Source organism: Enterococcus sp. DIV1279b (genome assembly GCF_050531515.1).
Lineage (GTDB): Bacteria > Bacillota > Bacilli > Lactobacillales > Enterococcaceae > Enterococcus_D > Enterococcus_D casseliflavus.
In genome coordinates this window covers 1,902,748-1,914,437 of record NZ_CP172891.1, presented here as the reverse complement: position 1 = coordinate 1,914,437, position 11,690 = coordinate 1,902,748, and the positions used below count along the sequence as shown (strand labels likewise).

Sequence of the window (11,690 nt, the reverse complement as noted above, 5' to 3'; positions counted from 1 at the left end):
TGATCGATCCTAGTTTCTTACATTTCGTAAGTCATATGCTATAATAGGTAAAAGAGGTGATGGAGAATGATAAAAGTAGAATCGGATTATGCCCTTTGTCCTAAATTTGAAAAAGCTTTTTCTATTTTAGGCAAAAAGTGGAACGGCTTGATCATTGATGTCCTTCTTGAAGACGGCAAACAAAGATTTGTTGAGTTAGCAAACAAGATTCCTCAAGTGAGTGATCGGGTGTTAGTCGAACGCTTGAAAGAATTAGAGCGGGAAGAAATTGTCTGCAAAGAAAACAATCTTTACTGCTTGACGCCAAGAGGTATTGCTCTTGAAAAGAGTATGATGAGTGTGAAGCGTTGGGCAGAAACCTGGGTACGTGAGGAAGAATGCAGTTGATTTCTCAACGGAAATTAGGTAAACTAAGCTTAAATGAATAGTAAAAAAAGCGTTGATAGAAACTAGTAATTTGGCTGGATCAGAAAAAGGGAGACTTGTCACAGACTGAAAGCAAGTCCTGTATTCGAAAAATGAATTTCACTTCTGGAGCTTGCTGAGAACAATCAGTCGGCAGTGTTGCTGTCGTTAGCCGAAGTGAGTGCGCGGAACTTTCCGCGAATGAGGATGGTAACACGAGACGTCGTTCCTTTTTTTAGGGATGACGTCTTTTTTTGTCTTTTTATCAAAAGATCGTCACTTTTTCCAGTCAAATCGTTTTTTACGCTATTCACAGTATAGAAGGAGGAAACACATGTCTTTACAAGAAAAATTAGAAGCATTGAAGGAAACGACATTGCTTAAAATCAAAGAAAGTCCAACCATGAATGACTTAAATCAGATTCGAGTGGAAGTGCTTGGAAAAAAAGGTCCCATTACTGAAGTTCTACGAGGGATGAAAGATCTTTCTGCGGAAGAACGGCCGAAGGTGGGGAGCTATGCCAACGAGATTCGTGATATCTTGACAGAAGCGATTGAAGAAGCAAAATCGTCTATCGAAGCAGCAAACTTGGAAAAAGCCCTCGCTGAAGAATCCATCGACGTGACTTTGCCTGGTAAAAAGATGGACCGAGGAACACGCCATGTGCTAACGCAAATCATGGAAGAAATCGAAGATATCTTTGTTGGTATGGGCTACCAAGTAGTTGAAGGCTACGAAGTGGAAAAAGATCATTACAACTTCGAACGGATGAATCTGCCAAAAGATCATCCAGCCAGAGACATGCAGGATACTTTTTATATTTCAGAGGAAGTGCTGATTCGGACCCATACGTCACCAGTGCAAGCGCGAACAATGGAGACTCATGATTTTTCTAAAGGGCCGCTGCGGATGATCTCACCAGGGAAAGTTTTCCGTCGTGACACAGATGATGCGACCCATAGCCACCAATTCCATCAAATTGAAGGATTGGTGATCGATAAAAATATTACGATGGGTGACTTAAAAGGAACCTTAGAAGTCATGATGCAAAAAATGTTTGGGGAAGATCGCCAAATTCGCTTGCGACCAAGCTATTTCCCTTTCACAGAACCATCGGTCGAAGTTGATGTCAGCTGCTTCAAGTGCGGTGGTGCGGGTTGTAACGTTTGTAAACAAACTGGCTGGATCGAGATCCTCGGTGCTGGAATGGTGCATCCTAACGTCTTAGAAATGTCAGGGATCGATCCAACCCAATATTCAGGATTTGCTTTTGGTTTAGGTCCTGATCGAGTGGCAATGCTGCGCTACGGCGTAAACGACATTCGCCAATTCTATCAAAATGATGTGCGTTTCATTCGCCAGTTCAAGGGGGAACAATAAATGTTAGTATCGTACAAATGGTTAAATGAATACCTTGATCTGTCTGAGATCACACCAAAAGAGCTGGCGGACAAAATGTCAGTGACGGGGATCGAAGTCGAAGGTATTGACGTGCCTGAAGAGGGTTTAAAAAAAATCGTTGTCGGAGAAGTGACCGACTGCCGACCACATCCAGATTCTGATCATCTATCGATTTGCCAAGTAAATATTGGTGAGGAAGAAGACACGCAAATCGTTTGTGGGGCACCAAATGTCAAAAGTGGCATCAAAGTCATCGTGGCATTACCAGGCTCTCGAATCGCGGGCAATGTAAAAATCAAAAAGGGCAAGATGCGGGGAGAAGTTTCGAACGGCATGATTTGTTCATTGCAAGAATTGGGATATGCGGATAGCGTGATTCCCAAAGAATACGCAGAAGGAATCTATTATTTACCAGCAGAAGCAGAAGTAGGAACACCGGTTTTTCCTTATCTCGATATGGATGATCATATTATCGAATTATCGATCACACCGAACCGTGCGGATGCGTTGAGCATGCGGGGGGTTGCTTATGAAGTCGGTGCCATCTATCGGCAAACACCGAAGTTTCCTGAAATTGCGCTTAATGAAAGTGAAGTAGCTGCTGCCGATAAAATTCAGGTGAAGGTCACGGAAGCAACCGATGCACCCGCTTACCAAATTCGAATCATTGATGGTGTAACGATCGCTCCAAGTCCACAATGGCTGCAAAATCGCTTGATGAATGAAGGCATTCGTCCAATCAACAATGTCGTGGACGTGACAAATTATATCTTGCTATTATTTGGCCAACCATTGCATGCTTTTGATTATCAAAAGCTAGACAGCAAGGAAATACTGGTACGTCGCGGCAAAGAAAATGAAAGCCTGGTAACCTTAGATGGAGAAACACGTCAGCTTTCATCAGAAGACATCGTTATCACCAACGGAACGACACCCGTTGCGCTCGCAGGCGTCATGGGAGGGCTTGATTCTGAAATCACGGAAACAACGACCACAGTCGCTTTAGAAGCGGCCTTGTTCGATCCATTAGCGATTCGTTTAACCTCAAAGAAATTCAATTTAAGAAGTGAGTCCTCTGCTCGTTTTGAAAAAGGGATCAACCAAGCAACGGTTACAAAAGCTTGTGATGCAGCAGCAGCACTGATTGCAGAACTTGCTGGCGGAACGGTCTTAAAAGGAGCAGTAATAGGTTCCCAAGTAGCAGTAGAACCTGTGGAGGTTACAATCACTTTAGCTCGAATCAATAGCTATTTAGGCACAGAAATCACGGATGAAGAAGTGCAAGAAATCTTTGATGCATTAGGCTTTGGTCATCGTCAAGAAGCAGACAGCTATATTGTTTCTGTACCACCTCGTCGTTGGGATATTACGATCGAAGCAGATATCATTGAAGAAGTGGCGCGTATTTACGGTTATGATCGTTTGCCATCGACTTTACCGCAAGGAGAAACGGTTGCCGGTCATCTAACCAAAGCGCAACGTCTGACTAGAGAAGTTCGGACGCTATTAGAAGGCAACGGGGTCAGTGAAGCCATCAGCTATGCTTTGACCACTGAAGAGAAGGCACAACAATTTACGGATAAATCGAGCCAAGTGACTCGATTGGATTGGCCAATGACCGAAGAGCGTGCCGTCTTGCGCTTGAATCTGATTTCAGGTTTGTTAGACGACGTTGCGTACAATTTGGCACGTAAAAACAATCGTGTTGCTTTGTATGAAATTGGTCGTGTCTTCTATCAAACAGGCGACAGTAAGCACGAGCTGCCAACAGAAGTCAATCACTTAGGGCTAGCTTTGACAGGAAATATCCATGAGAAAGACTGGCAAACCCAAGCTCAAAAAGTTGATTTCTTCCATTTGAAAGGCATTTTAGAAAATCTATTTGATTCGTTGGCATTAACCGACCGTATACGTTATCAAAAAACGGCAGCTATCAAAGAGATGCATCCTGGCCGTACGGCAATGATCTTGCTAGATGACCAAGAAATCGGCTTCTTGGGACAAGTCCACCCGTCGATCGCCAAAGATTATGAAGTGAGTGAAACCTATGTTACTGAATTGAACTTAGATCAACTGTTAGCAGCGAAAACAGAACAATTGGTCTATCAGCCAGTTTCTAAGTTCCCATCAGTAACGCGGGATATGGCACTCTTGCTTGATGAAACGATCGATAACCAGTCCGTGATGGAGATCATTCGCGAAAGTGCAGGTCGCTTCTTAAGTGCGATTCGTTTATTCGATGTGTATCAAGGGAAAAACATCGAAGCAGGCAAAAAATCATTAGGGTACAGCCTGACCTTTAGCAATCCGGAAGCTACCCTGACGGATGAAGAGATCAATCAAGCAATAGCGAAAATTACTCGTAACTTAGAAGAAAAAGTTCAAGCAGAAATCCGCTAATCAAATAAGTAGAAAAACGTTCTCCACCATACAAAGAAGTTGGGTGGGGAACGTTTTCTACTATTATAATAGATGCTCAGATGACACAAGAATGTTAGGAGTTGAGTGAGAGCCGTAAAAGATTTCACTATAGAAGGCAATCCAGTTTTTTTGGTACAACTTTTTTAAACACTGGCAAGGTTGAAAAAAAGGATTTTCTAATCCGCATTTTATGAGGTTATTTTTTAGGACAGCTCTCTTGATTTTTGTGCAAGAAACAGCATCAAATCAAATTACACAAAGTGTCAGTCTGGGGAGGAAGGTTCTCGTGAAATCTCACACAGAGTTGACACATAGGTTTTGTATGAAAGAATTCATTCCGATTTGTAAACGAAAAAACAAGCCGTAAAGGCTTGTTTTTTTAGGCAAAGTAATTGATGCCCATTGCATTTTTGACTTCAGCTAACGTTTGGGCGGCAACTTGTTCTGCTTTTTCACTACCAATTTTTAATAAGTTCATCACTTCACCGGGATCTTTTGCAAAAGCTTCACGGCGTTCACGAATCGGTGCAAATTCGGCTTCTAAAACATCGATCAAATAGCGTTTGATTTTGACATCGCCTAATCCACCACGGGTGTAATGTTCTTTTAATTCAGCAATTTTTTCTTTTTCAGTGCCAAATACATCAAGATACGTAAAGACCATATTGCCTTCGACTTGTCCAGGGTCGTTGACATGAATGTGATTTGGGTCCGTGTACATGCTCATCACTTTCTTTTGTAATACATCGGCTGGATCAGCTAAGTAAATACCATTGTTCAGTGATTTGCTCATTTTCCCGTTCCCATCGATCCCCGCTAAACGTCCCATGCCTTTTGGCGGTAAAACCGCTTTTGGTTCGACTAATACTTCACTATACGTAGAATTAAAACTATGCACGATTTCTTGCGTTTGTTCCAGCATTGGTTTTTGATCTTCTCCAACGGGGACTAAATTTGCTTTAAAAGCGGTAATATCCGCTGCTTGAGAGACAGGATAGATGAAGAAACCTGAAGGGACGCCTTCACCAAATTTTTTTTGTTCAATTTCGGCTTTAACGGTTGGATTTCGTCGTACTCGAGCAACACTGACTAGATTGAGATAATACATCGTCAATTCAGAGAGCTGAGGGATTTGCGATTGAATAAACATCGTTGTTTTTGCTGGATCCAATCCAACGGCTAAATAATCCAAAGCAACTTCTAAAATATTCGCTGAGACCTTCTCAGGTGTTTTCGCGTTATCTGTTAGTGCCTGCATGTCAGCGACCATAATATAAAGCTGATTTTCAGGGTCAGCTTGCATTTCGACCCGTTTTTTTAAAGACCCCACATAATGGCCAAGATGCAATTTGCCAGTTGGGCGGTCGCCAGTTAAAATCGTATTCACTTTTTTTCCACCTTTTCCTTTGTTATATGGTTTATCTTACCTTTTTTTAGCAAAAGAAACAACCGGTTCTCCTTGTGATCTGATGGGGTGAGAAAAATTTTCATGGACAAAAACCTCACATCAAAGTAAAATAGCACTTGTCTTTTCAGAAATAAGGGGGGAACATTGGAAAAGCACCTTTACAAATGAAAAAAGATTGAGCTATAATATGAATCAAATCTTTCCAATTACTCATTTAATTTTAAAAAAAGCTAGGAGTGTGAATCAATGGCAATGATCGAATTTAAGAACGTAGAGAAATATTACGGAAAGTTCCATGCATTAAAAAACATCAACCTTGAATTTGAAAAAGGTGAGGTCGTTGTTGTTATCGGACCTTCAGGATCTGGTAAAAGTACAATGCTCCGTACGATTAATGGTCTAGAAACCATTTCAGGTGGTCAATTATTGGTCAATGGCAAGAACTTGTTTGACAAAGATGTCAAAATGACAGAAATTAGAAAAAACATCGGTATGGTGTTTCAACATTTCAATTTGTATCCAAATAAAACCGTGTTAGAAAACATTACGTTGGCACCGATTAAAGTATTAAAACAAAATGAGCAAGAAGCCATCAATTTGGCGGAAAAGCTTCTTGATCGGGTAGGGATGTTAGATAAAAAAGATTCCTATCCTTCCATGTTATCCGGCGGACAACAGCAGCGGGTCGCAATTGCCAGAGGGCTTGCGATGAAACCAGAGATGCTGCTTTTTGATGAGCCAACGTCTGCATTGGATCCAGAAATGATTGGTGATGTCTTGGATGTCATGAAAAAAATTGCCAGTGAAGGCATGTCCATGATCGTTGTTACCCATGAAATGAGCTTTGCCCGTGAAGTAGCAGATCGAATCGTCTTTATGGCGGAAGGACAAGTACTAGAGGATCGGCGCGATGTCGATGGATTCTTTGATGCACCAAGAGACGAACGTGCAAAACAATTCTTGAGCAAAGTCAGCAATCATTAAGCAATAGGAGGAACCCTTATGAGAAAGAAAATATTTTCCTTTCTAGTCTTAGCCTTTGCCCTTGTAACTTTCTCAGGTTGTAAAGGACAAAGTGCCGCAGAGATCGATATTTTAGAAAACAGCAAAGAGACGAATCAGATCGTTTGGGGCGTAAAAAACGATACCCGTCTTTTTGGATTAATGGATATCGCGACCAGAGAAGTACGAGGATTCGATATTGATATCGCTCGTGCAATCACTGAGAAAATTTTAGGTCGTGATGGCAATGCCATCTTTGTTGAAGTAACCTCAAAAACTCGGATTCCTCTTTTGAAAAACGGCAACATCGATGCAATCATCGCCACGATGACTATCACGGAAGAACGTAAAAAACAGGTCGATTTTTCCGATGTCTACTTTGATGCAGGCCAATCGTTATTAGTTGCCAAAGACAGCCCTATTCAAGGGATCGAAGATTTGACCGCAGATACCACTGTATTGGTCGTGAAAGGCTCTACTTCCGCTGTGAACATTCGTGAAGCAGCACCAGAAGCGCAAATTTTGGAACTTGAGAATTATGCGGAAGCCTTTACCGCTTTACAATCTGGTCAAGGGGATGCTATGACCACGGATAATGCGATCCTATTAGGGATGGCGAGTGAAAATCCCAATTACCATTTAGTTGGCGAAACTTTTACAGAAGAACCTTATGGTATTGCTATCAATAAAGGACAAAAGCCGTTTCTTGATGCAGTGAATCAAGCGTTGCGGGAAATGCGTGAAGATGGAACCTATGATGAGATTTACAACAAGTGGTTCCCTGAAGACGAATCAGGAAAAGTAGAGTAGGAGGAAACTGAATGGTTGAATTATTTCAAACGTATACCGGTCAGTTTATTGAAGGCTTTAAATACACAGTCATGGCGAGTTTGATCGCACTGTTTTTTAGTCTTTTGATCGGAACCTTAATGGCAATTTTTCAGTTGTCAGACAATCGCCTCATCAAAGGGATTGCCAAAGCGTATGTTGAGTTTTTTAGAAATATTCCCTTATTGATCATCGTGATGTTCTTTTATGTCGTTGTGCCAATGTATTGGGTTTCTTTTGACGGCTTTCAAGCGGGAACAATTGGCTTAACGATCTATACATCGGCATTTATCGCTGAGACGATCCGATCAGGGATTCAAACGGTTCCTAAAGGCCAGATGGAAGCTTCCTTGTCTTCTGGTTTTACGTACAGCCAAGCGATGCGCTACATTATTTTGCCTCAAGCATTTAAGATCGTCGTACCGCCGTTAGGCAATCAATTTATCAATCTTGTCAAAAATTCATCAATTTTGGCGATGGTCGCAGGATTAGATATTATGTATCAAGGGGATTTGATCGCAAGTGAGACCTTCAATACATTTGATACCTATATCATTGTTGGTCTTTTCTATTTGATTATTACCCTGCCATTGTCTTATTTGATGGTTTACTTGGAACGGCGTTGGGCTGTCCGCTCATAGAAAGGAGCTAAAGAACTATGGATTTTTTTGAAGCTTTTTCAGCGATTAACATTCGTTTTTTGATCGATGGCTTGCGGGTAACAGTTGAAGTGTCGATCCTATCGATTTTATTTAGCTTTATTATCGGAGGGATCGCCGGCATTTTGCGCTTCAGCTCGATCCCGGTCTTTTCTAAAGTATTAGGTGTCGTGATCGATGTTATTCGTAACTTGCCTTTGCTCTTGATCATTTTCTTCACTTATTTTGCCTTGCCACAGATTGGCATCCGCTTTAACATTTTTTGGTCAGCGGTTGTGGCGTTGACGATTTTTGAATCAGCGATGCTCTCTGAAATCTTTCGTGCTGGTTTGAATTCTGTGCCAAAAGGGCAGATGGAAGCTGGTTTGTCTACAGGGTTGAGCTATGTCGAAGTATTGCGGAGCATCGTCGTGCCGCAGGCATTTAAAGCGATGCTGCCAGCGATCGTCAGTCAGTTGATCTCTTTGATCAAAGATACGTCATTAGCCGTGATTATTTCTTTACCAGAGCTGACTCATCATGCTCGAATCATTTATGGCCAAAATACAAACTATGTTTTGCCTATGTTTTTGGCAATGACTGTTTTATACTTTTTGGTTTGTTATGCCTTGTCATTGCTTTCTGGCTTTTTGGAAAAACGTCAGTACGATTACTAAAAAGAATAATCGTCAAAAAAATCCCCACGATCGGTCTTTTACCCATGCAAGTGCAACTTGTGGGGTGTAAGCCAATCGTGGGGGCTTTTTTCTTTTTGACCGTTTCGTGCTTTTTGGGAAAGCTTTTTTAGCAAACGAAAGGAATACTTGAAAAATAGTCAAAAAAAGTCCAAAATGAATAAGAGAGAAAAATGCACCAAACTCTTTCTTTCATGTAAAGGATGGAAACTATGACAAACAACAGACCAATTGGTTTTATCGATTCTGGTGTTGGTGGGTTGACGGTCGTCAAAGAAGCAATCAAGCAATTACCCAACGAATCGATTCTTTATCTGGGAGATACAGCCAGATGCCCGTATGGTCCGAGACCTGCTGAGCAAGTCATCGAGTATACGTGGCAAATGACCCGTTTTTTATTAGAAAAAAACATTAAAATGTTGGTGATCGCTTGTAATACAGCAACAGCGGTCGCCCTTGAAGAAATCAAAGAACAACTAGCGATCCCAGTGATCGGCGTGATCCTGCCTGGCAGTCGAGCAGCAGTCAAAGCAAGCAAAAACCAACGAATCGGTGTCATCGGGACAAACGGAACGATCAAAAGTGACTCTTACAAGCGCGCTCTTCATGGCAAAGCGCCCCATGCGTCCGTCGTCAGTTTGGCTTGCCCGAAGTTTGTGCCGATCGTAGAAAGCAAACAATACCATAGCTCGGTCGCCAAGAAAATCGTGGCAGAAACGTTGCGTCCATTGAAAAACAAACGGCTAGATACAGTGATTTTGGGTTGTACCCATTATCCTTTATTGCGTCCTTTGATTCAAAATGAATTGGGCGCTCATATCCAGCTGATTGATTCAGGGGCAGAAACGGTGGGGGAAGTCAGTACCTTGTTGGACTATTTTTCCATTGCTGCAACGAGTCAGGACGATCCGCATCCGCAACATGCATTTTTTACTACTGGTTCACCGAAAATGTTTGATGAGATTGCCAATGATTGGCTTGATTTAGACACGATCTCATCGATTCACACTGATTTAGGAGGCTTTTAAATGCGACATGATGGCAGAAAAGAAACAATGTTAAGACCAGTTAACATTCAAACCAACGTCTACAAACACCCCGAAGGATCGGTTGTGATCTCTTTTGGTGACACAACCGTGATCTGTTCGGCAACGATTGAAGAGCGGGTCCCTCCGTTTTTACGAGATACGGGAAAAGGCTGGGTCACAGCCGAATACAGTATGCTCCCACGAGCGACCAACACTCGGAATCGTCGAGAAAGTGCCAAAGGCAAGCTTTCTGGTCGGACGATGGAGATCCAACGGCTGATCGCTCGTTCCTTGCGCGCAGTAGTCGATTTAGAAAAATTAGGGGAGCGCAGTATCGTGGTCGATTGTGATGTCGTTCAAGCAGATGGCGGTACCCGAACAGCTAGTATTACCGGCGCATTTGTCGCGTTGCGTTTAGCTATCGATACCTTGTTCCGTGACAAAGCGTTGATGGAAGATCCAATCAAGGAGCATTTGGCAGCAATTAGTGTCGGGATCTTACCAGATGGCACCTGTGTGACCGATCTTGATTATCAAGAAGATTCTTCAGCTGCTGTTGACATGAATTTGGTGATGACGGAATCTGGTCGATTTGTCGAATTGCAAGGAACTGGGGAAGAAGCGACCTTTGATGGTCAGCAGTTGAATGAGATGCTGATTTACGGAAAAACGGCTATCGAAGAATTGATTGCCTATCAAAAAGAGGCACTGTTTTTACCAGATGAACCCCCTTATGAGATTCCCGAAAAAACGATCGTCATTGCTACAGGCAATCCAGGAAAAGCCAAGGAATTTAAAGCCGTATTTGGCGCGGCAGGTTACGATGTCCGTACCTTAAAAGACTATCCTTCCTTACCAGATGTTGAAGAAACCGGCACCACCTTTGAAGAAAATGCCCGCCTTAAAGCCGAAACCATCGCCAGAATTTTGGGAAGACCGGTGTTAGCTGATGACTCAGGACTGAAAGTCGATGCATTAGGGGGACGACCAGGGGTGTACTCTGCTCGATTTGCTGGTGAGCAAAAAAGTGACGCTGCCAATAATGCAAAATTGCTCTATGAATTGACGGATGTCGAAGATGACAAACGCAGTGCCCAATTTCACTGTACGTTAGTTTTCGCAGCGCCAGGAAAAGAGAGTTTGGTGGTTGAAGCTCAATGGCCGGGGAGAATCGGCCGCATCCCTCGTGGAGAAAATGGGTTCGGCTACGATCCATTGTTTATTCCTGATGGTTCAGAGCAAAGCGCAGCCCAAATGAGTCAAGAAGAAAAGAACCGAGTGAGCCACCGTGGTCTAGCAATCAAAAAACTGCAGGAACAGTGGCGGGAGTGGTTAGAAGGAGAAAATGTATGAAATACTTAGTTGTCAGTGACAATCATTCAGATCGTGAGATTCTTGTTGATCTTAAAAATGAATTCGAAAATCAAGTCGATTTGTTCCTTCATTGTGGGGATTCAGAACTTCCTGAAACGGATCCTTTATGGGAAACATTCCAAGTCGTTTGTGGCAATTGCGATTACGGTGGTGGTTTTCCGAATGAGCGTATCGTTAAAACGCCGCTGGATACCATCTATATGACCCATGGCCATTTGGCGGATGTTCGTTTTGGCGTAACCAAATTAGGCTTAAAAGCGCAACAAGCAGATGCCTCGATCGCTTTGTTTGGTCATACGCATCAAATTGCTTGTGAGAAAGTCGGGAATCGACTTTTCTTGAATCCCGGCAGTATTTCCCAACCGCGAGGGCAAATTCAAATCAAAAGTTTTGCGATTATTGAAAGTACGCCAGAACAATGGGCAATCCAATACTATGATCGTTCCTTTCATAAAGTCCCAGAGCTAGCTTTCGTTTTCACACGTTAAG

General features: G+C 42.5%; 11 protein-coding genes. 10 read left to right on the top strand and 1 reads right to left on the bottom strand.

The genetic code is table 11. The annotated features are described in order from the left end of the window. Positions 1-66 precede the first annotated feature (66 nt). From IGI71_RS09020 to pheT, 3 genes are all read left to right on the top strand, one after another. Positions 67-387 carry a winged helix-turn-helix transcriptional regulator gene (locus tag IGI71_RS09020; RefSeq protein ID WP_005226192.1) on the top strand — a complete coding sequence of 107 codons (321 nt, stop codon included), beginning with the start codon at positions 67-69 and terminating at the stop codon, positions 385-387. Positions 388-739: 352 nt separating this feature from the next. Further along, on the top strand, positions 740-1,786 hold the full coding sequence (gene pheS, locus IGI71_RS09015; RefSeq protein ID WP_005226191.1) for a phenylalanine--tRNA ligase subunit alpha: 1,047 nt from the start codon (positions 740-742) through the stop codon (positions 1,784-1,786). Then, positions 1,787-4,207 (top strand): phenylalanine--tRNA ligase subunit beta, encoded by a 2,421-nt coding sequence (gene pheT, locus IGI71_RS09010; RefSeq protein WP_430615451.1) that lies wholly within the window; start codon positions 1,787-1,789, stop codon positions 4,205-4,207. A gap of 400 nt (positions 4,208-4,607) precedes the next feature. Here pheT and trpS read toward each other — a convergent pair whose 3' ends face one another. Next, a complete protein-coding gene (gene trpS, locus IGI71_RS09005; RefSeq protein ID WP_005226189.1) occupies positions 4,608-5,615 on the bottom strand; it encodes a tryptophan--tRNA ligase in 1,008 nt (335 codons plus the stop codon). A 267-nt stretch (positions 5,616-5,882) separates the two neighbouring features. Between trpS and IGI71_RS09000 the strand changes: the two genes are divergently transcribed. From IGI71_RS09000 to IGI71_RS08970, 7 genes are all read left to right on the top strand, one after another. Further along, positions 5,883-6,620 (top strand): amino acid ABC transporter ATP-binding protein, encoded by a 738-nt coding sequence (locus tag IGI71_RS09000; RefSeq protein WP_005226188.1) that lies wholly within the window; start codon positions 5,883-5,885, stop codon positions 6,618-6,620. An 18-nt stretch (positions 6,621-6,638) separates the two neighbouring features. After that, positions 6,639-7,448, top strand: coding sequence for a transporter substrate-binding domain-containing protein (locus tag IGI71_RS08995; protein WP_005226187.1), 810 nt, complete (start codon positions 6,639-6,641; stop codon positions 7,446-7,448). 11 nt (positions 7,449-7,459) lie between these two features. Next, the gene (locus tag IGI71_RS08990; protein ID WP_005226186.1) at positions 7,460-8,107 is read left to right on the top strand and encodes an amino acid ABC transporter permease; all 648 of its coding nucleotides are present in this window, start codon (positions 7,460-7,462) and stop codon (positions 8,105-8,107) included. 17 nt (positions 8,108-8,124) lie between these two features. Next, positions 8,125-8,781 carry an amino acid ABC transporter permease gene (locus tag IGI71_RS08985; RefSeq protein ID WP_005226185.1) on the top strand — a complete coding sequence of 219 codons (657 nt, stop codon included), beginning with the start codon at positions 8,125-8,127 and terminating at the stop codon, positions 8,779-8,781. Positions 8,782-9,011: 230 nt separating this feature from the next. Next, positions 9,012-9,827, top strand: coding sequence for a glutamate racemase (gene racE / locus IGI71_RS08980; RefSeq protein WP_015509769.1), 816 nt, complete (start codon positions 9,012-9,014; stop codon positions 9,825-9,827). Next, positions 9,828-11,180 (top strand): ribonuclease PH, encoded by a 1,353-nt coding sequence (gene rph / locus IGI71_RS08975; RefSeq protein WP_375354274.1) that lies wholly within the window; start codon positions 9,828-9,830, stop codon positions 11,178-11,180. Further along, a complete protein-coding gene (locus IGI71_RS08970) occupies positions 11,177-11,689 on the top strand; it encodes a metallophosphoesterase (protein WP_005226182.1) in 513 nt (170 codons plus the stop codon). The genes rph and IGI71_RS08970 overlap by 4 nt, the downstream gene beginning before the upstream one ends. The last annotated feature ends 1 nt before the right edge of the window (position 11,690 follow it).

Bases quoted from the DNA above. Each gene is read 5' to 3' on its own strand.
- IGI71_RS08990 (WP_005226186.1), top strand. From the start codon at position 7,460: ATGGTTGAATTATTTCAAACGTATACCGGTCAGTTTATTGAAGGCTTT.
- pheS (WP_005226191.1), top strand. From the start codon at position 740: ATGTCTTTACAAGAAAAATTAGAAGCATTGAAGGAAACGACATTGCTT.
- IGI71_RS08995 (WP_005226187.1), top strand. From the start codon at position 6,639: ATGAGAAAGAAAATATTTTCCTTTCTAGTCTTAGCCTTTGCCCTTGTA.
- IGI71_RS08985 (WP_005226185.1), top strand. From the start codon at position 8,125: ATGGATTTTTTTGAAGCTTTTTCAGCGATTAACATTCGTTTTTTGATC.
- pheT (WP_430615451.1), top strand. From the start codon at position 1,787: ATGTTAGTATCGTACAAATGGTTAAATGAATACCTTGATCTGTCTGAG.
- IGI71_RS09000 (WP_005226188.1), top strand. From the start codon at position 5,883: ATGGCAATGATCGAATTTAAGAACGTAGAGAAATATTACGGAAAGTTC.
- IGI71_RS09020 (WP_005226192.1), top strand. From the start codon at position 67: ATGATAAAAGTAGAATCGGATTATGCCCTTTGTCCTAAATTTGAAAAA.
- racE (WP_015509769.1), top strand. From the start codon at position 9,012: ATGACAAACAACAGACCAATTGGTTTTATCGATTCTGGTGTTGGTGGG.
- IGI71_RS08970 (WP_005226182.1), top strand. From the start codon at position 11,177: ATGAAATACTTAGTTGTCAGTGACAATCATTCAGATCGTGAGATTCTT.
- rph (WP_375354274.1), top strand. From the start codon at position 9,828: ATGCGACATGATGGCAGAAAAGAAACAATGTTAAGACCAGTTAACATT.